The following is a 21,383-nucleotide window of genomic DNA, read 5'->3' as shown; positions in this document are numbered from 1 at the left end:
GGACATGAGCTTCCTGCGGAGCACGCGGGAGGACAGGGCGCGCGCAGGCATCCAATGGCCCGCGCCGCGCAGCGCAATCCAGGGCTTGAGCGCACTCGTCATCGCCGCGCTCACAGTTCCCTTGCTCATCCTGGTCGTGTTCGCCTGGCTGGCCTGGCGCGACACTTGGAACTCCGCCGAGCGCGAACTCGCGCGTGGCGCCGAGGCCGCGGCCGAGTATGCCCGGCGCGTTCTCGACGTTAATCTGCTCGCCGCCGACCTTACAAACCACGTCCTGCGCGGCCTCTCCGACGACCAGATCCGCGCGCGCGAGGGCGACCTGCATCGCGAGCTGCGCCAGCTCCTGCCCTCGCTGCCGGGGGTCAACACGGTCGTCGTCCTCGACCGCGAGGCCGAGGTCCTGCTCACCGGGAACATATACCCGGTGCCGCGCGGCACGCGCTTCCCGGACCGCGAATGGGTCGTCGCCCTGCGCGAGCCCGATGCGCCGGACCCGCACATCAGCGCCATCACCATCGGCCGGCTGGACAACAATCTCTTCTTCGGCGTCAGCCGCCGGCGCGCCGAGACGGGCAACGGGTTGCCGGCCGGCGCCTATGACGGGCTGGTCAACGTGTCGGTGGACCCGAACCGCCTGTCCGCCGGCCTCGCTGCCATTGCGGGACCGCAGGGCGACGTGGCCTCCCTCGTCCGCGCCGACGGAGCGCTGCTTGCCCGCAGCACCGGGCTGCCGGTCCCGTCGCCGCAAATCCCGCCGCGCAGCAGGCTGCGGGACGCCGCCAGCGCCGGTGAGACCGCCGGGACCTACATGGGGCAGACGCTCGGCCTGCCGCCCGACCAGCGCGCCGGCGAGGCCCGCCTCATCGCGTTCCGCCGCGTCGGCGAGCTGCCGCTCTACGCGACCGTGGCCCGGCCGACACCGGTGATCGTCGCGCGCTGGCGTGGGACGCTGCTGCTGCAGCTCGCCGTGGGGCTGCCGGCCTGGGCGGGGTTCGTTGTCCTGGCCTTTCTCCTGCAGCGCAAGCAGCGCGACCTCGCCACCGTGAATGCCGGCCTTGAGCGGCGGGTGGAGGAACGGACGGCCGCGCTGCGCGACAACGAGACGAAGCTGCGGATCGCCCAGCAGGCGGCGCGGACGGGCACCTTCGTATTGGACCCCGACACGGGCGAGGTGGACTGGTCGGATGAGCAATATGCGCTGTTCGGGATGGATCGCGCGGCCGACGGCCCGATGGACTACGCGCGCTTCCTCGACGAGGTCGTCTATCCCGGGGACCGCGCGCTGGTCGAGGCGGCCGGCGCGGCCGCCTTCGCGTCCGGCGAGTTCGACGCCGACTTCCGGGTATGGCGGCGCAGGCCGGACGGCACGCGCGAGATGCGCTGGATGACCGGCAGGGGCCGTCGCCTCGCGGGGCCCGATGGCAGGCTCGGCCGCATGTTCGGGGTGAACGTCGATATCACCGAGCGCAAGCTCTCCGAGGAGCGGCAGGCGCTGCTGATGCGCGAGGTGAGCCATCGCGCCAAGAACGCGCTGGCCGTGGTGCAGGCCGCCCTGCGCCTCACCCGCAAGGACGACGCGATAGCCTATGCGCAGGCGATCGAGGGCCGGGTCGCTGCCCTGGCGCGGGCGCACACGATCCTTGCCGCGGGCCAGTGGGAGAGCGCGGCCATGCGCGCGCTCGTCGAAGCCGAGCTGGCGACCTTCCAGCCCGGCGAGGGCGAGCGGGCGGATGCGGTCTCGTTGGAGCAGCGGGTGACGATCGAGGGACCCGACCTCGCCCTGGCGCCGGATGCCGTGCAGGCGCTGTCGATGGCGTTCCACGAGCTTGCGACGAACGCGGCCAAGTATGGCGCGCTGTCGGTGGCGGAGGGGCGCGTCTGGGTCACCTGGGCGGTGGACAGGGTCACCGCGAGCCTCACGATCATCTGGCGCGAGAGCGGCGGGCCGCGGGTGGACAGCACGCCGGTGCGCCGCGGCTTCGGGTCCCGGGTGATCGAGGCGACGGTGCAGAACCAGCTCGGTGGCCTCGTGAAGCGCGCCTGGGAGGCGGACGGGCTGGTCTGCGTCATGACGGTGCCTCTCGGTCGTTCTCTCGCGCCGGGCGAGCCGAGCGTAGCCTGACGAGGCTACGCCGGCCGTCGCGCGACGGAGCGGTGGACGCCGGCGCAGACCGAGCAAACCCGCTCGGGCAGCCTCGTAAGAACGGCATGGCGGGAGGGGAGACGACGGCACGCTGCTGCGCTCGCCGGGGGGGGTAGGTGATCGGCTCCCGGGCGAGTCCGGACTTTACCAAATCCGCAGGATTTGATAAATTCCTGGGATGACCGCCGAAGATGCCGTCACCGCCCAGCTCCGTCGCCTGATCCTCAACGGAACCCTTCCGCCCGGGGCCAAGCTGACCGTCTCGGCGCTTTGCGCGCGCATGGGGGTCAGCCCCACGCCGCTCCGCGCCGCGCTGCGGCTGCTCGAAGGTGAAGGCCTGGTCGAATCACAGGCCAACCGCGGCGCCTGGGTCCGCGCGCTGGCGCCGGCTGATATCCGCAACCTCTACCGTCTGCGCGGCGCCGTGCTGGGGCTGCTGATCCCCGACGTCGCACGACATGCGTCGAACGCCGATCTCGACGAGCTCGAGCTCCTCGAACATCGTTACGAGGCGGCGGTGGCGGCCGGTCAGGGCGCCGCGGCCATGCAGGCGAACCACGCCTTCCAGCGCGCGCTGCTCGCGCTCGCGCGCAACCCGGACGCGGCAGCGGTCATGGAACGGACCTGGGGGCTAGTGGAGGCGCTGCGGCTGCGCCTGGGCTTCGGCCCTGGACGTCTCGCCCGCGCGGTGATGAGCCACCACGCCCTGCTGGACGCACTGCGCCGACGCGACGCGGACACCGCGACCGCCGCCGCGCTGGAGGCGTCGCGCGGAGCGATGCAGGACCTGCTCGAACTCGCCGAGGCCAGGGAACGGCGCGTCGCGTGACACTCGCCTCACGGCAGATTGCACGCGACGAAAAACGGGAGGAACGACGATGACCAGCTTGCCCGACCGGCCCACGCGCCGGTCGCTCGTCGCCGCAGCCGCCGCCACCATCCTCGCCAGGCCGTCCCTGGCGCAGGAGGGTTATCCCTCGCGCCCGATCCGTCTCGTGGTTCCCTATCCGCCAGGCGGCGGCAACGACGACGTCGCCCGGATGCTGGCGGAAGGCGTGTCACGCGGCCTGGGCCACCCGGTGGTCGTCGAGAACCGGCCTGGCGCCTCCGGCATGCTCGCTGGAGAGTTCGTGTCGCGGTCCGCGCCGGACGGCCACACGATCATGGTGGACCAATCGAGCCTCGTCATGAACCCGGCGCTCTTCGGTCGGACGCCCTTCGACGTGCAGAAGGACTTGGCGCCCATCACCCTCGCGGTGACGGTGGGGATCATCGTCGTCGCCCACCCGTCACTGCCGGCGCGCAACGTCGCCGAGCTCATTGCGCTGGCGAAGGCCCAGCCAGGGCGGATCAACTACGCTTCGCCCGGCAACGGAACGCCGCAGCACATCGACATGGAGGTGCTGAAGCGCGCGGCCGGCATCGACCTCGTCCACGTGCCCTATCGCGGCGGCGCGCCGGCGACCCTGGCGCTGCTCGCCAACGAGGCGCAGCTGCTGCTGAGCGGCACCTCGGCGGTGCCGCACATCCAGGCCGGCACCATGCGGGCGCTCGCCACCGCCGGCCTGCGCCGGTCGAGCCTCCTGCCGGACGTCCCGACCGTCAACGAGTCAGGGCTGCCGGGTTATGAGAGCGGCGTCTGGATCGGCTTCTTCGCACCGGCGCGGACGCCTGCCCCCATCATCGCCCGGCTGAACGCGGAATTCACCCGCGTCCTGCAGGGGGAGGAGATGCGGCGGCGCTTCACCGAGAAGAACATGGAGGTCGTCGCGAGCACGCCGGACGCCTTCGCCGAGGTCATCGACCGCGATCTCGGGCGCTACACTGCCGTCATCCGCGAACTCGGCATCCGGCCGGACTGACGCGCGCCGCGGCATAATGGGATCTTCACCTTGCGCATCGCCGACCGGTTCTTCCTGAAGGGCGCCTTCGACACCGAGAGCCTCGCCTACATCCGACAGCTCGGGGCCGAGGGCGCGACCATCAACATCGCCGGCGAACTCGCCGGCAACCGCGAAGGCACGCGCGCCGTGTCGGATGCGCTGACCGAGCGGCTCCGCTCCGGCCCGTACTGGACGGCGGAGGACCTGATCGAACTGCGCGCGGCCTTCGACGCGCAGGGTTTGGAGCTCTTCGCGATCGGCCACGTCCCGCCGCACCGTTATCTCAGGGCGCTGCTCGGGCTTCCCGGACGCGACGAGGAGATTGAGCATTGGTGCCGGTCCCTCCGCGCCATGGCGGCCGCCGGGATCGGCATCCTGCAATACAGCTGGCACCTCAATGCCGGCGCACGGCACGTGAACTGGCACACCGATGTCGGCATCCCCATCCGTGGCGGGGCGCTGGCGGAGGGCTTCGATCACGCCCTCGCCCGCGACGCGCCGGCGACGGAGATCGGGATCGTGTCCGACGAGCAGCTCTGGGAGAGCCTCACCTACTTCCTTCGCGCGGTGCTGCCCGTCGCGGACGAGGTCGGGGTGCGGATGGCGCTGCATCCGGCGGACCCGCAGGTGCCGTCGCTCGCCGGCATCGCGCGGATCATGCGGAGCCCGGAGGCGTTCGACCGCCTGCTCGACATCCACCCGGGCCCGTCGAACGCGATCAATTTCTGCCAGGGCTGCTTCGCGCAGATGCTGGAGCCGGAGGGCGTGTACCGGGCCATCGAGCATTTCGCCGCGCGAGGCGCCATCGCCTTCGTGCACTTCCGCAACGTGACCGGCGGATGCGAGAAGTTCGTCGAGGCATTCTGGGACGAGGGCAAGGTGGACATGGTGCGGGCGATACGGACGTACCGCGACGCCGGCTTCGACGGCTACTTCACGCCGGATCACCACCCGCACGTCGTCGCGGATACGGCCTGGGGTCACCGCAGCCGCGGCTTTGCGCTCGGCTACATGCGGGGCCTCATCCAGAGCACGACGGCGCGGTCGTGGATCGCTGAACGGCACGAGGCTGGAAGGCCTGGCGTGCCATAGGGGATTCGAACCCCTGTTGCCGCCGTGAGCAAGCTGCGCGCCTGACCGTGGATGACCTGCAGGCCACCAATGCGCGGATCATGGTCCCGACCTCGAACAAGGGGCGCGGTAGCAAGTCGCAATCGCACATCGCGGTGCCGCTGCCGGCGGACACACTCGGGAGGCTGACCGCACTGACGAAGGGACGCCGCGGGCATGAGCCGTTGCTGCAACGATGGCACCACACGCAGGCTGCGGGCGACAAGGAGACTGGCCGGCTGCCGGCATGGGTCCGGACGGATCGCCGCGCCTGGACGGTCGCAAGCAAGATGACCCAGGCGTGGCGCTCGGCGCCGGCAGCCGCCGAACTGTCGGCCGACTTGGTGCCCTATTGCCTGCGGCACTCGTCAATCGTGCGAGGGCTGCGCGCCGGCCTGCCGGTGAGGCTGGTCGCCGCGGTCCATGACACCAGCGTGGCGATGACTACGGCGCCTACATCGTGGATGCGACGGAGGATCTGCTGCGGCGAGCGGCTGCCGCTGATGCCCGCGGCGCTCGGCCGATGGACGGAGCCTCTCTGCCGAGCGTGCCCGGCGCGGGGCGGGCTAATTGCTCGGGGGCGCCCCCTGCCCCGCCAATCGTCGGCCTCGCTCTACGCTTCGAGCAGCCACACTGAGAAGAGTTGCTCCGGATCGGTCCACATCCTGGCCGGGCGCCAGCCGGCCGCCTGCACCAGTTCGCGCAGCCGGTCGGGACGATATTTGTGGCTGCTCTCGGTGTGGATGCTCTCGCCTTCAGCGAAGCGAAAGACGCGCCCGGCCAGCCTGACCGACTGCTCGCGCAGCGAAACCAGATGCATTTCCATTCGCTCCAGCCTGCAGTTCCAGCGCGCCGCATGGCGAAAGCTGCCAGGATCGAAATCTGTCCCGGCTTCCCGGTTCAGCCGTGCGAGCAGGTTCAGGTTGAAGGCGGCAGTCACGCCGGCGGCGTCATCATAGGCTGCCTCCAGCACCGCGACATCCTTCACGAGATCGGCGCCGAGCAGCATTCGCGATCCAGCGCGCAGGCTGGCACGGGCCCGACGCAGGAAGGCGAGAGCCCCTTCCCGTTCGAAATTGCCGATAGTTGAGCCGGGGAAGAAGCCGAGATGAGTGGTGCTGCCGGCGGCGCGTCCGGCGAGATCGAACGGCAGGGCAAAGTCTGCGACCACCGGTCGGACCTTCAGGCGGGGGAAGGCCACCGCCACGCGGGTCGCGGCCGCATCCAACCATTCAGGAGCAATATCGACCGGCAGATAGGCTGCCGGCGCCGTCAGCGCACCCAACAGCTGCACTGCCTTGGTGCCGTCACCGGGTCCGAATTCCACCACCGCGGCGCCGGGACCGACCGCGCAGGCGATGTCCGATCCGCTTTCGGCCAGGATCCGCAGCTCGGTCCGAGTTGGGTAGTATTCCGGCAGCCGGGTGATGGCTTCGAAGAGGCGGCTACCTTCAGCGTCATAGAGCCATTTGCACGGCAGGGTTTTTGGACTGGCGGAAAAACCGGCCAGAGCATCGGCGCGCAGCGCCGCAGCCTGGGCCGTGGCCGCGTCGCGCGCCTCTGCGCCGCTCACGCCACATCCTCCGCGAGGCGGAGGCCGGTGAATTGCCATCGCGCCCCGGGCGGGAAGAAATTGCGATAGCTCTGGCGCGCATGGCCAGGCGGCGTCGCCAGCGATCCGCCGCGCAGCACCATCTGCCCGATCATGAACTTGCCATTGTACTCTCCGACGGCGCCGGCCCAGGGCTTGAAGCCTGGATAGGGGCGATAGGCACTGCCGGTCCATTGCCAACCGATGCGCGCGGCATCGGCGAAGCCGGGCAGGTCAGCGGCTGCTTCCCATTCCTGTTCGGTTGGCAGGCGCTTGCCGGCCCAGCGCGCGAAAGCGTCGGCCTCGTACCAGGAAATGTGACGGACCGGGAGCGTCGGATCGAGAGGCCGCAGCCCACCGAAGCCGAATTGCATCCAGGTACCGTCGCGCTGCTCCCAATAGAGCGGCGCCCCCCAGCCCTCGGCCTGGCAGGCGGTCCAGCCATCGCTCATCCAGAGCAGTGGCTCCCGATAGCCACCGTCCTCAATGAAGGCGAGCCAGTCACCATTGCTCACGAGCCGATCTGCGATGCGAAAGGGCGCTAGAAAGGTACGGTGGCGCGGTGCCTCATTGTCGAAGGCGAAGCCCGTGCCGCTACAGCCGATCTCCACGACCCCCTCAGGCCCGTCGAGCATGCACGCCGGACCCTCCGCGCTTGGCGGTTCGCGCCAGCCGCGGTCATAGGCGGGACGCAGCGGATTGCTGGAGAGCGCGTGCAGGATATCGGTCAGAAGCAGCTCCTGATGCTGCTCCTCATGCTGAAGGCCGAGCTCGATCAGCGGCAATGCCTCGGGCGGTGGATCGCGCAACAGCGTCGTCATGGCGGCGTCCACCAGCGCGCGATACGCAGCGACTTCGGTATTGCTTGGGCGGGTCACCATACCGCGCTGGGGGCGCGCATGCCGCGGCCCCGCGGCGACATAGTAGGAGTTGAAGAGACTGGCGTAGTCCTGATCCACACGACTGTAACCCGGCAAAAAGCGCAGCAACAGGAAGGTCTCGAAGAACCAAGTGGTATGGGCCCGGTGCCATTTGGTTGGGCTCGCATCCGGCATGGACTGGACGACCTGGTCCTCGGGCGAAAGTGGTGCGGCCAGAGCCTCGGTCCTGTTGCGAACACCGCGGTAGCGCTCGACGATGGCGTGAGGGGCTTCCGTCTGCTGGCGATCAATCACGTTCATGGATCGGTGGTCCCAAGTCTTGTGCGGCGCTGCCGTGGGCTTCGTGACGCTCACTCTGGACTTCTGATGACGGTTCACCACGGCTGCGGTTGCCCTGCTGGGGTCCGCATTGCTGCGTTCATTGACCGGCGCCTGACCGCGGATCTGAAATCGGTCCGCCCGACGGGCGAGTTTTCGCGGGTTAAATTCGCTCATCGGGCGGCAGGCGCACGTCGCCGCGCTGACAAAGGCGCAGCCGGTGGCAGAGGTCGTCACGCTCCCGCATCGCCGTCGGCTGGCCTGCACCGCCGCTGATCCCGCTAAGGCTGTTAACCCGCGCCAGGAACGTCGCGCCCGTCCTGACCTCCGAACCGGGCTGCCGCGCCACCTGCCTTTCGGAGCGCGCATCGGAGGCGGTTGGATGATTGAAAAGCAAGCGGACGCCCTTGCCGACTGGCAGGATGACATTGTTCGGCGGAACTGCGAGATAGCCGTTGAGAGTGGCAACCCGGTGTTGTTCGTCCGCGCGCTGAAACATGCTCTTGGCGCGAACGGTTCTTCCGCTTCAAAGCCCGTCCGTACCGCTTCCACTCCGGGCGCGCCCTCGGCCTGCTCTTCATCTATGGCTTTGTCGAGGGCTCGATTGCCTGCAGAGCTACACCGCTTCCTGAAAGGTTCGATGTGGCGCTTATGCGAGTTGGAGGCTGGCCGCGTACTTTCGGGGATACCCGGCGGACGGACCTCCTGGAGCGACCAGCGGACGAGCGGCGGGCATTGCGACTCACGGGAAGTGTCGTTTGCTCGGCTGCGACATTTGCGCAATGGCGGGTGACGGCGAGAACGGCAAAGGCGAGCATCAAGAGCGAGACGTGGCGGTGCCAACCATGCCAGGAGCGCGTCTAGTTGTGGTCGAGGCCGAGTTCGTTCTTTGCCGTCTCGAAGGCATCCTCAATGGCCCAGCGATGACCCTCGACGGTGACCAGGGTCTCGACCGGGGTGCCCGTCTGCCACCATGTGGTGAAGTAGGCGAGCTCGCCATCGGTGACATGGCGACGAATCAGCAGTCCGCGCGTCCAGACGCCCTCGAAGCCCCCGACGCGGTCATCCGCCTCGAGATGGGCGAGTTCGAGGTAAGCCCAGTCGTGCAGGCGCGGCCCTTTGGTGCCGTCGCCCGCCACAAGTGCAACTGTAATGCTAAAGGGAGGTTCGGTTCGCCTGAGCATCGCGCCTTCCTCGAAGCAACCAGCGCGTATCGCGCCCGCAGCAAGTACGGCGGCATGCGTTTGGCGCGTGATGCCGCTCCCAAGGCTGGTGCCGAACGCTCTCGTGATTTCGAGCCCGGGGTTCAACGCCTTCGGATTGGGCAGCGATAGCCGAGGAAGAGGAAGCTGATGCGCGGGCGCGCAAGGCGGTGAGCGGCCCCTTCTTCGGGGCGCATTACGCGAAGTTCTACGAGCAGCCCCCGCAGGAGGAAGCGAACGGGCTGCGCAGCTGGTTCGCGCGCGGCCGCAACTTCATCATCGCCTACTCCGAGGTGCCGGCCGGCGCCGTGCTCGAGCGCAGGGGCCAGGTCGACGAATACGTGCTGCTGCAGCCCGATGCCGGCACCGCGGCCGAGGTCTCCGCCGGCGCCGAGACGAAGCAGGTCCCGGGCTACACCGTGACCTTCGTTCCACCTGGCGACAGCCGAATCACGATCAAGGCCGCGGGCCGCATCGTGCGGCTGTTCACCCCGCGGTCGGAGGATCTGGCGGCGAAGTGCAGCAACGCCGACGGCTTCAGGGAGCCCGATCCCCCCATCCCGCCGCTGCAGGACTGGCCGACGCCGTCCGACGGCTTCAAGGTTCGGAGCTACACGCTTGATGTCCCGCCGGAGCCCGGCCGCTTCGGCAAGATCTGGCGCTGCACCACCTTCATGGTGAACTATCTCGAGCCCGCGCAGGGGCCGCGCGACGTCACCAGGATGTCGCCGCACCATCACGACAATTTCGAGCAGTGCTCGCTGGTGCTGGACGGCGGCTACACCCACCATATCCGCTGGCCCTGGACGACCAACATGAACCACTGGTTCGAGGACGAGCACGAGTATTGCGGCGCGCCGTCGGTCACGGTGATTCCGCCGCCCTCGATCCACACCTCGCGGGCCGAGAAGGCCGGCCAGATGGTGGACATATTCTGCCCGCCTCGGGTGGATTTCTCGATGAAGCCGGGCTGGGTGCTGAACGCCGCGGACTACCCCATGCCCCGGCAGGGATGATGCGCCGCATCGCCGCGGTCGAGGCGGTCGTCTACCGCCAGGCCGTCCATCACCGCGGCGCGACGCCGACGCTGGCCGGCGTGCCGCGGCGCCATTTCGACGCGCTGCTGGTGCGGGTGGAAGCCGAGGGCGGGCTGGTCGGCTGGGGCGAGTGCTTCGGCCTCTACGAATCTTGGCCCGTGGTGCGGGAGATGCTGCGACGGATCGTCGGGCCCAGCGTCATCGGCCTGGATGCGACGGATCCCGCCGGCAGCAGCGACGCGATCATCCGGCGGTTTCACGGCCTCGGCGGATCCGGGGCCTTCATGCATGCGGTCTCGGGGCTGGAGGTCGCACTCTGGGACATCAAGGGCAAGGAAGCCGGGCTGCCGCTGCATAGCCTGCTCGGCGGCGCAGGCTGCGACACCGTGCCGGCCTATGCGAGCCTGCCGCGCTATGGCGCGCCCGATGCGGTGACGCGCGACACGGAGGAAGCCCTGGCGCGCGGCTTCCGTGGAATCAAGCTCCACGAGATCACGGCGCCGAACATCCGCGTCGCGGCGCGCTGCATGCCCGCCGAGGGCGAACTCATGGTGGACGTGAACTGCGCCTGGTCTGCCGATGGCGCACGCGCCATCCTGGCGGAACTCGCCGATGTCGAGCTCGCCTGGGTCGAGGAGCCGCTGCATCCACCAGACGACTACGAGGCGCTCGCCGCACTCCGGCGCGACAGCGGCCGGGTCATCGCCTGCGGCGAGAATGCCGCGAGCATCCTGGATTTCGACCGCATGGCGCAGGCCGTGGACGTGGTGCAGCCCAGCGTTGCCAAGCTCGGCGGGCTGTCGGCCATGCTGCGCGTGGCGGAGATCGCGAAGCGACGCGGCGCGCGCTTCGCGCCGCATTCCCCCTATTTCGGCCCGGCCTTGCTGGCGACGATCCACCTGCTGGCGGCCATCGCGCCGACGACGCCGGTCGAGGCCTATTTCTTCGACCTCGGTGCCGGCCCCTTCGGCGACGCCGTCATGCCGCAGGGCGCGCGCTTTGCCGTGCCGCAGGGCCCGGGCCTCGGCTGCGATCCCGACCCGGAGGTCCTGGCGCGCTGCGCCGTCCCGTGATCAGCGCTGCGTCGGCCGGCGCAGGATGCCGTCGACGCGCAGCACGGGCTTGCCCGCGATCGTCAGCCGCCCTTCCCCGAAGATCAGGGTGCGGGTGGCGCGCACCACCTCCATCCGGCCTTCCAGCCAGGCGCCCATCGGCGCCGCGTCGAGGTAGTCGCAATGCAGGCTGATCGTCCGCGTGAAGTCGTGGAAATTCAGCGCGGCATGGCTTCCGCCGATCAGCAGCATGTCCGCCAAGAAGGACAGCATGCCGCCATGGCAGGTGCCGCCGGGGTTGCAATGACGCTTCTCCACCCGGAAGCCCAACGTGAAGCCGCCCTCGAAGCGCCGGTAAAGCGGGCCGTTATGCGACAGGAAGTCGTCGCCGGCTCGCGATGGCCAGGGCTCGAAGCCCGGTGGCATGCCGTCCGTCATCCCCTGATGTTCAGTTCCCGCAGAAGGCGATCGGTCGCGGCGTCCTCCTCGGCCAGGAAGGCGGCGAAGCGGTGCCGGTCGAGCAGCTCGACCTCGTTGAAGTTGCGCTGCATGGACTGGACATAGCCGGGCTCCGCGCCGCCTTCCATCACCAGGCTGCCCCAGCGATCGAGGATCGCGGCGTCGGTGCCCTTCGGGGCGAAGAAGCCGAAGCGTGTGACCATCTCGAGATCGAGTCCGGCCTCGCGGAAGGTCGGCACGTCGGGGATCACCGACATCCGTCGCGCGCCGGTCTGGACCAGCGGCACGACGCCGCGATCTGCGAGAGGCATGACGAAGCTCGGCGCCCCCATCACCAGGTCGATGTCGCCGGCGAGCAGCGCGACGGAGGCCGTCGCTACGCCGGAATAGGGCACATGCAGCATCCTGATGCCCGCGACCTTGGACAGTTGCTCCATGATGAGATGCGGCGTGCCGCCGACGCCGGTGGAGCCGTAGCTCAGCCCCTCGGGCCTGGCGCGCGCCGCGGCCAGGAAGCCCGCGAAGTCGGTGAAGCTCGCACCGCGCCGCGTCGCCATCACGAAGGGGATGGAGACGAGGTTGGCGACCGGCGCGAAATCCGCCGCGGTGTAGCCGAGGTTCTGCAGCCGCGGCGCCGCGGTCAGCGCGCCGGTGCCGGCAAAGAGCAGCGTGTAGCCGTCCGGCGCGGCGGTGCGGACGCGGTTCGCGCCAAGCGAGCCGCCGCCACCCAGCACGGTATCCACGATGACGGACTGGCCGAGCGCCTGAGAGATCGGGCCAAGCAGCGGGCGGATATAGGTGTCCGCGCCACCCGGCGCATAGGGCACGATCACGCGGATGGCCCGGGTCGGATAGCCCTGCGCCCGAGCCGCGCGCGTAGCCAGCATCATGCCGGCGCCCGCCAGGGCGCCGCGTCGCGTGATCATCGCCTTCCTCCCTTGCCGGTCACGGCTGCATGCGGAACAGCCGCGCCGGATTGGTCCACAGGATCTTCTCGCGGTCCGCCGCATCCGGCACCACGCGATGCAGCGCGGCGAGCAGCGGCCCGTAATCCGTGCGCGCCTTGGCGCGCAGGAAGGGCCAGTCGGATGCCCAGACGCAGCGATCGACGCCGAAGGCCTCGATCAGCGCACGGACATAGGGATCAGTGTCTTCGTAGGGCGAGCCGGTGGCGGTGAAGCGGAAGATGCCGGACAGCTTCACATAGGCATCCGCGCTGCGGCCGAGTTCCAGCAGCGCCTGGAAACCGGGCTGCCCGATGCCTGCCTCCAGCTCCGGCCGGCCGCAATGGTCCACCACGACGGGCACGCCAGCCTTCCGCAGGATCGGCATCGCCGCGACGATGGACGGGCCATGGTGGTAGTGGACCTGAGCGAACCACCCGACCTCCCGCGCGCGGGCGAGCGCCCATTCGCCGGCGGGCCCGTGCAGCGGCGGGCTGGTCGGGAATTCCAGGTTGAAGCGGATGCCGACGATGCCGCCCTCGACCATGCGGCGAATCTCGGCTTCCGGCGTTTCGTTCGGCAGCAGCGCGACGCCCTTCAGCCTTCCCTTGGCTTCGGCGATCGCCTCCAGCATGTAGGTGTTGTTGGCGCCGTAGCCACCGAGCGGGTTGATCAGCAATCCATGGGTGAAACCGTGGCATTCCAGTACATGAAGGAACTGCCTGGCCGTGCCGAGCTCGTTCGGCTGGACGTCGAAGCCGCGATCGCCGCCCCAGCCCTGGCGCGAGAGGTCGAAGGCATGCGCATGGGAGTCGACGGCAGGCATCGCGTTCCTTTCAGAAGCCGTAGAGAGCGGCAGGATTGTCGACGAGAAGGCGCTGGCGGTCTGCTTCTTCCGGCGCGAAGGACGGGACCAGGTTCAGCAGCTCCATCTCGTCGACGGGCGTCGTCAGGTTCGGATGCGGGAAGTCGGTGCCCCACAGCACGCGGTCCGGCGCGGCGCCCAGCAGCGCGCGGGCGAAGGGCAGCGCCTGATCGAAGGGCGCGGTCGTCATGCGCTCCGCCCCACTCAGCTTCACCCAAATGCGGGGATCGCGGAGCAGGTCGAGCAGGGTGCGGAAAGCCGGCCCCTCCACGCCGAGGGCGGGATCGACGCGGCCCATGTGGTCGATGACGACGGGCATGTCGAGGCTGCGGATCGTCGCCTCCATCTCCCGCACGCCGTCGCCCTGAAGCTGCATGACCATGTGCCAGCCCAGCGGCCGCACGCGGTCGGCGGCGCGGTGCAAGACGCGCATGTCCGGCGCACCGCCCAGTGCCTTGATGAAGTTGAAGCGGATACCCCGCACGCCGGCGTCCTGCATCGCCCGCAATTCGGCATCGGTCGTGGCGTCGTCGATCATCGCGACGCCGCGATAGCGCGCCGGCGCCCAGCGCAGCGCATCCAGCATGGCGCGGTTGTCTGTGCCGTGGCAGCTCGCCTGCACGATGACGGCACGGCCCAGGCCGAGGCCGGCATGCACCGCGGCCAGCATCTCCTTCGGCTTGTCCCCCGGCGTGTAGCGGCGGCTCGGCGCATAGGGGAAGCGGTCGGCCGGGCCGAAGACATGGCAATGCGCGTCGCAGGCAAGCGCCGGCACGGCGAAGCGCGCGCGCTGCGGTGCGTCCGTGCCCTGCATGTCGCTTCCTCGCCCTGCTGCGGGCAGGCTAGGCCTCAGCGCCTCGCTCCGGAAGCAGGAAGCGAGTGGATTCCGCCTGGCGGAACACTCAGCCCCGTCCCCGCCGCAGCCGCTGCATGGACACGGCGATCTCCCGTGCAGCCTGCTTCAGCGCCGGCACTAGTTCCTCCGTCAATGCCCGCTGGGTAGCGGCGGAGCGGAAGAAGCTCAGCCCGATGGTGCCGGCGACCTCCTCGCCTTGCATGATCGGCACGGCGACGGTGTTGGACGAGCGCGGCTCCACCTTCAGATCGCGCAGCGAATGACCCTGGCGGCGGACCGTCGCGATCATCGCGCGCACCACCCGCCGCTCCGCCTCGGGGCACCAGGCGAGATAGGCGCGGCCCAACGCGCGCGTAACCAGGCTGTGCCGCAGGCCGATCGTGCCGTGGAAGGGCGAGACGCTGCTGTCGGCCGCGTCACGTGGTAGCCGATGCCGCGCGTCCCCTTCGCGACCAGCCCCGCCGCGCCGAGCGTGCCGAGCAGCCGCATGATGGTCGGCTTGGGCAGCGCCGTCGCGCGGTGCAGCTGCTCCACCGTGGTGTTCTGCTGCCGGTTGAGTTCGCGCAGCAGCGTCAGCGCGCGCAGGACGGATTGGACGAGCAGGTCGCTCGGGGCATGGTCTCCGCGAGGTCCGACACGGTGAGCACCAGCTTGCCGATCTGTGCGTCGCCGACCCTGATGATGGTACGTGCCGACTCGCCCTTTCCCGACCTCGCCGCGATGCTGGGGCGGGCGAGGGCGCAGCCGGCCGACGTCAGCTTCTCCTCATCCGGCATCGGCACCACGGTGCACCTGGCCGGCGAGTTGCTGCGCGCACGGGCGGGCGTGGACCTGCTGCACGTGCCCTATCGCGGCTCCGCGCCATCGGCGACTGCGCTGCAGTCGGGCGAGGTGGACGCCAGTTTCCTCAGCCCGATCGAGGTGCTGCCGCAAATCCGCGCGGGGCGGCTGCGCGCGCTGGCGAATTGCGCGCCGACGCGCACCCTGCTGCCCGAGGTGCCGGCGGTGGCGGAGATCGTGCCGAGCTACGACGGCGTGCAGCTCTTGTTCGGCCTGTTCGGCCCGCGCGACCTGCCGGCCGACGCCGTCGCGACGCTGATGCGCGAGCTCGCGCCGCTGCTTAGGGGCTCCCTGCTCAGCGAACGCTTGGCAGAGGTCGGCGCGGATATGCTACTGGACGGCCCCGCTGTGCTGGCGGCCCGGCTGCGCGCCGAGGTGCCGCTATGGAAATCCGTCGCCGAGGCCGCCGCGTGCCACGCGAATGACGGAGATCCCTGCCCTGCCCGACGCCCCCTTGGTGGACACGCATTTCCACCTCTACACCCGCGACATGCCGATCCAGCCCTGGGCCTGGCACCATCCGCCCGAGGATGCGACGGCCGAGCAGTTTTTCGCGATGATGGACACGCATGATGTTGGCTTCGGCGTGGTCGCGGCGGCCAGCCTCTATGGCCAGTACAACGACTACGTCGTCCGCTGCCTGCGGCGGAAAACCCCAGCAGCGAAAGCATCCACTTCACCTGGGCGGGCAGCGACGAGATGGGCCACGCTTCCGGCGACGGCGATGCCCAACTCGAGGCCGATGGCACCCTCGTCGGCGAGATCCGCTTCCATCGCGGCCATAAAGCAGCCTTCACCGCCCACCGCTCATAGCTTTTCAGCAGCCTACTAGATGGAAGTCAGGATCACGCGTGCCACAGGCACCGATGCGTAGTCGTACACCTCGATCTCAGACGGACCATTGACCACGTCTCGGAGCGCGGCACCCTACGCGCCTCGCGCCGGGATCCCGCTATTCGGCTTCGTCGCAATCCCGAAGAGCTTGCTGGCGTTCTGGCCAAGGATCCGGCGCCGGCGCTCGATAGGGAAGCTCTCTGGCATCGAATGGTAGGGCGAATCGAAGTCCCAGTGCGGGTAGTCCGAGCTGAACATCAGGCGGTCTGCGAAGCCCGATTCCTCGAACATGCGGTAGACCTCCTCGGTGTCCTCCGGTCGCTCAGCTTCTTCGAGCGGCTGAGTGGTGAACCAGAAATGCTCGCGCAGATAGTCAGACGGCTTGTGCCGGAGATGCGGCACTTCGGACCGGAGCTTCTTCCAGGCATTGTCGAGCCGCCAGGAGTAGGGCACCGCCCAGGACCAGCCGAGCTCGACGAGCGCAATGCGTAGCGTCGGAAACCGGTCGAAGACACCTTCGAAGATCAGGCTCGGCACCAGGGTCATCGGCAGATTTGCGAAGTTCATATGCATCTCGCCGTAGTAGTTCGTGTTGCCGACCGCGGTCTGCTGGCGGCCCATGCCGGGCACATGGAAGGTCAGCGGCAGGCCGTAATGGACACAGGTCTCGAAGATCTCCCAATAGCGCTGCCGGCCCAGGGGCTCTTGCCCGGCCGGCGAGATGAGGACGGAGACGAAGCGGTCCCCGCCCGGCCCTTCCTTGCAGCGTCGGATCTCGGCTGCCGCGTTCGGCAGGTCGCGCGCGAGCACGATGGCGGCATAGTAGCGGGGGTCGGCGGGCATCCAGGTGTGAACCAGCGCGTCGTTGAAGGCGCGCGTGAGCTCCAGAGAGCACTCCACCGGCATGTTGCCGCCGGAGTTCAGAATGTAGGATTGCGGGCAGGTCAGGATCACCGCCGACATGTCGAAGGGATCGAGCACCTGGTCGCGGCACCACAGGGGATCGACGCCGACACGCCCGTTGGCGTCCGTCGCATCCAGCCGGTGCGTGTATTCCCGCATCGCCGGCGCGAAAGGGCTGGTGCTGGTGTAGCCCATGCCGAACTGCGCGATGTAGTCCTTCCAGCGCTGCGACATGTGCACCGCGACCTGCGGGTCCGTCGGCACCGGCATCGGATGGAAATCCGCGTCGATGACGGCGAGCTTCTCTACCGCGTCGGTCGCCGGCAGACGGGCCATGACGTCGCTCATCGCTGCCTCCTCATCCTCGCGCCAGGGCCATCTTGGCCTTGAGGTCCTTGACCCCGGCCTCGATCATGCTGCGGTCGGTCGCCATGGTGATGAGCCGGAAGCCGGCATCGCGCATCTCGACGGGGTGACCGCTGAGGCCGACCACTATGCCGGCGGTCTTGCAGGCCCGCATGATGGCGTCCACCGCGTTCTGGTGCTTCCCGGGCTGGATGCGCACCTGCGAGGGCAGGCCGAGGCTGACCGCGAGATCGGCCTGGCCGATATATATGCCGTCCACGCCGGGCACCGCCGCGATGTCGTCCGCGGCTCGCAGGCCGGCCTCGCTCTCGATCATCGCGAAGCACATCACGCGCTCGTTCGCCTGGTGGATGTCGCTGCCGCGGGTCATGGAGGCGCGGAAGGCGCCGAAGCTGCGCTGCCCTAGCGGCGCGTAGCGGCAGGCGGCGGCGGCGCGGCGCGCATCCTCGACGCTGTTGACCATCGGCACGATCACGCCGTCGGCGCCGGCATCCAGCACCTGGCCGATCAGCCCAGCATCGTTGGACAGCACGCGCACGATGGCGGCCGTCGGCGTGTGGTCGATGGCCCGCAGCATGTGCACGAGCGTGTCGAAGGAGGTCAGGCCGTGCTGCTGGTCGATGTAGATGTAGTCGAGGCCGGCGCGGACCATGATCTCCGCGATGAAGGGCGAGCCCAGCGAGCAGGAGGCGCCGTAGGCCGTCTCGCCGGCCTTCAGGCGATGGCGGAGTGTCGGCCCGGCGGGCGCGTCGGCGCCGCTCTCGCCATAGATGACGCCGCTCACAGCCGGTACCACCGGCGCGCGGTCTCGGACATGACGTTGGCCTTCATCGTGGGCGCCATCAGCGCGAGCAGGGCGGCGAGGTCGTCGGTGTGGAGGTGCGGATAGTCGGTGGCGAACATCAGCATGTCCTCGCTGCCGAGCCAGTGTAGGACGCGCTTCATCTGATCCGGCGGGCCCATGTCGGTGGGGGCGATCGAGAAGCGGAAATGGTCGCGGATGATCTCGGTCGGCAGGCGGTCCACCCAGGGGAAGTCGCGGCGCAGCCCCTTCCACTTCTTGTTGAGGTTCCAGGCCCAGGTCGGCAGCCAGGTGAAGCCGCCTTCCAGCATGGAGACGCGGAGCGACGGGAACTTCTGGAACACGCCCTCGATCACCAGGCTGGTGAGCTGGGCGGCGAAGACTTGCGGTTCGGCCGCGTATTCCTCGATGTACCAGGACGCGAAGCCGGTGGGCGACGGCCCCTGCTCGGCCTGGCCGCCCCAATGGATGCCCATCACGAGGTCATGGCGCGCCATCGCCTCGTAGATCGGCCAGAAGATGCGCTGGCCGTAGCCGCGTTCGGAGCGCACGGGCATCAGCACCTGCACGAAGCCGGGATGGTGGCCGACGCGGTCGATCTCCGTCGCCGCGGCCACGGGATCGCGCGCGGGCACGACGAGGGAGGCGACGAGGCGCGGGTCCTTCGACAGCCATTCGTCGATCAGCCAGTCGTTCACGGCGCGCGACAGCGCCGCGGCCCAGTCGGGGTGCCGCATCGCGTCGATGGCGTAGTAGCAGTTCAGCACCGCGCGCTCGACCCGCCAGGGATCGAGGATTTCCTTCTGCACGGTCGCGAGGTCGGAGGCGGGCGTGGCGGCGCCGTGCCGCCATTCCGCGCGCGCGGTGGTCGGCGCGCCAGGCGGGTAACTCAGCCGCAGCCCGACCGGCCCCTTCCAGCCGCGTTCCTTCGCGGTGACCACCCAGACGGGATCGAGGTAGCGATCGAGCGCCGTCAGCGACGGCACGTTGGCGTGCACGTCGCAATCGATGACGAGGCCGGTCCAGACGGCGTCGCGCGTCGTGCCTTCCAGCAGGGCGGTGGTCATGGCGCTACTCCAGCCGGATACCGGTGCGGGCGAAGACCTCGCGGATCGTCGCGAGCTGGCCCTGAAGCTGCTGCGCAAAGGCGGCAGGCGTCATCGGCGTGAGGATCACGCCGTCGCTCTCCAGCTGCGCCTTCACCTGGCCGTCGGCAAGCGCGGCGTTGATGGCGTCGTTCACCTTGGCGACGGCGGCGCCCGGCGTGCCGGCGGGCGCGAAGATCGCGGTCTGGGTCATGAGGTCGAAGCCCGGCACGCCCTGCTCCGCAATGGTGGGCATGTCCGGGAACATCGGCGCGCGTTCCAGGTTAGTCATCGCAATGGCGCGCATGCGGTTGGCCTCAAGATGCGGCTTGGCCAGCGTCAGGCTCGAGAACATCATGTCGATGCGCCCGCCCAGCAGGTCGTTCACCGCCTCTGCCGCGCCGCGATACGGCACGTGGGTGATGCGCATGCCGAAGGCCAGGTTCAGCCATTCCAGCCCCATGTGGTAGGCGGAGCCGATACCGATGGTGCCCATGGTCAGCTTGTCGGGATCGCGCTTCGCCAGGGCGACAAGTTCGGGAAGCGTGCGCACCGGCAGGTCGGGACGCACGACCAGCATGTTCACGTTGGGCCCGATCTGCGCGACGGGGACGAAGGCCTCGAACGGATCGAAGTCCAGCCGCGTGTTGGCCGCCTTGGCGATCAGCAGGCTGACATAATTGGTGTGCAGCAGCGTGTACCCGTCGGCCGGCGCCCGCGCGACATATCCTGCGGCCAGGTTGCCGGCGGCGCCGGTGCGGTTCTCCACTACCATGGTCTGACCGAGCGCCACCGTGGCGCGCGGCGCGATGCGGCGCGCCGTGATGTCGGTGGAGGCGCCGGGCGGGAAGGCCACGACCAGCGTGACGGGCCGCGCGGGAAAGGCACCCTGCGCAAGGGCGGCCTGCGGCAGCGCGGCGGCGCCGACCAGGCCGAGCAAATGGCGGCGATCCATCATGGCGCTCGTCTCCTCCCGGTCATGCGGCGGCGCAGTCGAACTGACGGGACGCGCGGAAGCGCGTCGTCGTGCCGGCCGGCAGCAGCGCGCGGCAGCGCGGACAGGGCTCGGCGCGGTGGCGCGCGACCTCCTCCGGGAATTCCCGGAAGATCGTGGAGGCGAGATGCGCCGCGCCGTCCAGCGTGCCGCAGGCGCCGCGGCCGCGCAGCGACACCGACCAGTCCTTGAGCTTCGCCAAGCCCGCGTCGTCGATGGTGCCGAGGCCGAGCGCCTCGATCGCCTTGGCCATCGCGGGCGTGCCGCGGAAACAGGCGCCGCACTGGCCGGCATTCTCGCGCGCGAAGTAGGCCATGACATCGCCGGCGGCGGCGATCGGGCAGTCGTCAGCGCCAATCACGATGATGGCGCCGCAGCCGAGGCCGCTGCCGGCCTCGCGCAGCGCATCATGGGTCAGCGGGAGATCCAGCGCGCGGCGGTTCAGCAGCCCCGCGAAGAAACCGCCCATCAGCACGCCGCGCATGCCAGGGAATGGGCGGGCAAGTCGGTCCAGCGCCTCGCCGAGCTTCGTGCCGAGCGGCACCTCATACAGCCCGGGACGTTCGACGGCGCCGGTGATGGTCAGCAGGATGGTGTCGCCGCCCCTGCCCTGCATCGCGATCAGCGCGATGGTGGCCAGCGTCTCGACATTGCTGACCAGGGTCGGGCGGTTGCGGACGCCTGACTGATACGGCCGCGGCGGCTTGTCCGTTGGCTTGGCGGGGCCGCCGTTCAGCGCGCGGACGACGGCGGTCTCCTCGCCCGCGACATAGCCTGGCGCGACCTCGTGGACCGTCATCGCCTCGCCGCACCCGGCGAGCGCCGCGCGCAGGCTGGCGCCGGAGTGCGGGTCGGAGACGTAGAGGAACGTCTCCTCCGCGCCGATCGCCTCCGCCGCGCGGCGTGCGCCCTCGATCACCAGATGCGGCCGGCGGCGCATCAGCCAGCGATCCTTGATCGATGCAGGCTCGCCTTCCTCGCCATTCGCGACGAGGTATTTCGGACCGGGCGAGGCGCGCATCGTCGCAAGCTTCACCGCAGCGGGGAAGCCGGCGCCGCCGCGGCCACGCAGGCCGGCCGCCTCCACCGCCTCGATCAGCGCCTGGCCGGTCAGGCCAGGCCCGTGCGCGGCGTCATCGGCAAGAAGACGCGCCGTCAGCGCGCCGACTGCCAGCCCGTCCGCGGCGTCGTCGCGATCGGACAGTGCCGGGATCATGC

22 protein-coding genes and 1 pseudogene are annotated in these 21,383 nt (G+C 69.5%); 7 read left to right on the top strand and 16 right to left on the bottom strand.

The features are described 5' to 3' along the window. Positions 1-85 precede the first annotated feature (85 nt). The 4 genes from ACLF3M_RS25115 (at position 86) to ACLF3M_RS25100 (ending at position 5,118) form a co-directional block, all read left to right on the top strand. Entirely contained in the window at positions 86-2,122 is a 2,037-nt protein-coding gene (locus ACLF3M_RS25115) for an HWE histidine kinase domain-containing protein (protein ID WP_430659727.1), read from the top strand. A gap of 199 nt (positions 2,123-2,321) precedes the next feature. Beyond that, positions 2,322-2,972 carry a GntR family transcriptional regulator gene (locus tag ACLF3M_RS25110; RefSeq protein WP_430659726.1) on the top strand — a complete coding sequence of 217 codons (651 nt, stop codon included), beginning with the start codon at positions 2,322-2,324 and terminating at the stop codon, positions 2,970-2,972. 49 nt (positions 2,973-3,021) lie between these two features. Next, complete coding sequence (locus ACLF3M_RS25105) at positions 3,022-4,005, top strand: Bug family tripartite tricarboxylate transporter substrate binding protein (protein WP_430659725.1); 984 nt, start codon at positions 3,022-3,024, stop codon at positions 4,003-4,005. 30 nt (positions 4,006-4,035) lie between these two features. Next, positions 4,036-5,118: a mannonate dehydratase gene (locus tag ACLF3M_RS25100; RefSeq protein ID WP_430659724.1), complete on the top strand. Its 1,083-nt coding sequence runs from the start codon at positions 4,036-4,038 to the stop codon at positions 5,116-5,118. A gap of 631 nt (positions 5,119-5,749) precedes the next feature. On the opposite strand, the gene egtD is transcribed toward ACLF3M_RS25100, so the two are convergent. The 4 genes and pseudogenes from egtD to ACLF3M_RS25080 all read right to left on the bottom strand — a co-directional run. Further along, a complete protein-coding gene (egtD, locus tag ACLF3M_RS25095) occupies positions 5,750-6,709 on the bottom strand; it encodes an L-histidine N(alpha)-methyltransferase (RefSeq protein ID WP_430659723.1) in 960 nt (319 codons plus the stop codon). Then, positions 6,706-7,908 (bottom strand): ergothioneine biosynthesis protein EgtB, encoded by a 1,203-nt coding sequence (gene egtB, locus ACLF3M_RS25090; protein ID WP_430659722.1) that lies wholly within the window; start codon positions 7,906-7,908, stop codon positions 6,706-6,708. Before egtB ends, egtD begins: the two co-directional genes overlap by 4 nt. A gap of 181 nt (positions 7,909-8,089) precedes the next feature. Beyond that, positions 8,090-8,425 carry a hypothetical protein gene (locus ACLF3M_RS25085; RefSeq protein ID WP_430659721.1) on the bottom strand — a complete coding sequence of 112 codons (336 nt, stop codon included), beginning with the start codon at positions 8,423-8,425 and terminating at the stop codon, positions 8,090-8,092. A 250-nt stretch (positions 8,426-8,675) separates the two neighbouring features. Beyond that, positions 8,676-9,068: pseudogene (locus tag ACLF3M_RS25080) on the bottom strand (transposase); the annotation flags it as partial. Positions 9,069-9,298: 230 nt separating this feature from the next. Here ACLF3M_RS25080 and ACLF3M_RS25075 point away from each other — a divergent pair. Continuing rightward, the gene (locus tag ACLF3M_RS25075; RefSeq protein ID WP_430659720.1) at positions 9,299-10,144 is read left to right on the top strand and encodes a hypothetical protein; all 846 of its coding nucleotides are present in this window, start codon (positions 9,299-9,301) and stop codon (positions 10,142-10,144) included. Next, complete coding sequence (locus ACLF3M_RS25070) at positions 10,141-11,238, top strand: mandelate racemase/muconate lactonizing enzyme family protein (protein ID WP_430659719.1); 1,098 nt, start codon at positions 10,141-10,143, stop codon at positions 11,236-11,238. The genes ACLF3M_RS25075 and ACLF3M_RS25070 overlap by 4 nt, the downstream gene beginning before the upstream one ends. Here the strand turns inward: ACLF3M_RS25070 and ACLF3M_RS25065 are convergent, their stop codons facing one another. The 6 genes from ACLF3M_RS25065 to ACLF3M_RS25040 all read right to left on the bottom strand — a co-directional run bounded on the left by ACLF3M_RS25065 (position 11,239) and on the right by ACLF3M_RS25040 (position 14,875). Further along, positions 11,239-11,655 (bottom strand): PaaI family thioesterase, encoded by a 417-nt coding sequence (locus ACLF3M_RS25065; RefSeq protein WP_430659718.1) that lies wholly within the window; start codon positions 11,653-11,655, stop codon positions 11,239-11,241. After that, entirely contained in the window at positions 11,652-12,602 is a 951-nt protein-coding gene (locus ACLF3M_RS25060) for a Bug family tripartite tricarboxylate transporter substrate binding protein (protein ID WP_430659717.1), read from the bottom strand. The genes ACLF3M_RS25065 and ACLF3M_RS25060 overlap by 4 nt, the downstream gene beginning before the upstream one ends. Before the next feature lie 19 nt (positions 12,603-12,621). Further along, positions 12,622-13,446, bottom strand: a complete 825-nt coding sequence (locus ACLF3M_RS25055; protein WP_430659716.1) for an amidohydrolase family protein — start codon at positions 13,444-13,446, stop codon at positions 12,622-12,624. Positions 13,447-13,456: 10 nt separating this feature from the next. Then, positions 13,457-14,299 carry an amidohydrolase family protein gene (locus ACLF3M_RS25050; RefSeq protein ID WP_430659715.1) on the bottom strand — a complete coding sequence of 281 codons (843 nt, stop codon included), beginning with the start codon at positions 14,297-14,299 and terminating at the stop codon, positions 13,457-13,459. Between the two features lie 88 nt (positions 14,300-14,387). After that, positions 14,388-14,687: a hypothetical protein gene (locus ACLF3M_RS25045; RefSeq protein ID WP_430659742.1), complete on the bottom strand. Its 300-nt coding sequence runs from the start codon at positions 14,685-14,687 to the stop codon at positions 14,388-14,390. Beyond that, positions 14,627-14,875 carry a hypothetical protein gene (locus ACLF3M_RS25040; RefSeq protein ID WP_430659714.1) on the bottom strand — a complete coding sequence of 83 codons (249 nt, stop codon included), beginning with the start codon at positions 14,873-14,875 and terminating at the stop codon, positions 14,627-14,629. Before ACLF3M_RS25040 ends, ACLF3M_RS25045 begins: the two co-directional genes overlap by 61 nt. Between ACLF3M_RS25040 and ACLF3M_RS25035 the strand changes: the two genes are divergently transcribed. Further along, entirely contained in the window at positions 14,762-15,754 is a 993-nt protein-coding gene (locus tag ACLF3M_RS25035; protein ID WP_430659713.1) for a tripartite tricarboxylate transporter substrate binding protein, read from the top strand. The genes ACLF3M_RS25040 and ACLF3M_RS25035 overlap by 114 nt on opposite strands. Before the next feature lie 51 nt (positions 15,755-15,805). On the opposite strand, the gene ACLF3M_RS25030 is transcribed toward ACLF3M_RS25035, so the two are convergent. The 6 genes from ACLF3M_RS25030 to ACLF3M_RS25005 form a co-directional block, all read right to left on the bottom strand. Beyond that, positions 15,806-15,955: a hypothetical protein gene (locus ACLF3M_RS25030; RefSeq protein WP_430659712.1), complete on the bottom strand. Its 150-nt coding sequence runs from the start codon at positions 15,953-15,955 to the stop codon at positions 15,806-15,808. Positions 15,956-16,108: 153 nt separating this feature from the next. Then, positions 16,109-17,266, bottom strand: coding sequence for an amidohydrolase family protein (locus ACLF3M_RS25025; RefSeq protein ID WP_430659711.1), 1,158 nt, complete (start codon positions 17,264-17,266; stop codon positions 16,109-16,111). Positions 17,267-17,276: 10 nt separating this feature from the next. After that, positions 17,277-18,068: an HpcH/HpaI aldolase family protein gene (locus tag ACLF3M_RS25020; protein ID WP_430659710.1), complete on the bottom strand. Its 792-nt coding sequence runs from the start codon at positions 18,066-18,068 to the stop codon at positions 17,277-17,279. After that, positions 18,065-19,153: an amidohydrolase family protein gene (locus ACLF3M_RS25015; RefSeq protein WP_430659709.1), complete on the bottom strand. Its 1,089-nt coding sequence runs from the start codon at positions 19,151-19,153 to the stop codon at positions 18,065-18,067. The genes ACLF3M_RS25020 and ACLF3M_RS25015 overlap by 4 nt, the downstream gene beginning before the upstream one ends. Before the next feature lie 4 nt (positions 19,154-19,157). Next, on the bottom strand, positions 19,158-20,129 hold the full coding sequence (locus ACLF3M_RS25010) for a Bug family tripartite tricarboxylate transporter substrate binding protein (protein WP_430659708.1): 972 nt from the start codon (positions 20,127-20,129) through the stop codon (positions 19,158-19,160). 19 nt (positions 20,130-20,148) lie between these two features. Next, positions 20,149-21,381, bottom strand: a complete 1,233-nt coding sequence (locus ACLF3M_RS25005) for an NADH-ubiquinone oxidoreductase-F iron-sulfur binding region domain-containing protein (RefSeq protein ID WP_430659739.1) — start codon at positions 21,379-21,381, stop codon at positions 20,149-20,151. Between the last annotated feature and the right edge of the window lie 2 nt (positions 21,382-21,383).

Origin of the sequence: Falsiroseomonas sp. HW251 (assembly GCF_050563545.1) — a bacterium.
Classification (GTDB): Bacteria; Pseudomonadota; Alphaproteobacteria; order Acetobacterales; family Acetobacteraceae; genus Falsiroseomonas.
This window is presented reverse-complemented; position numbering and strand designations above follow the sequence as displayed.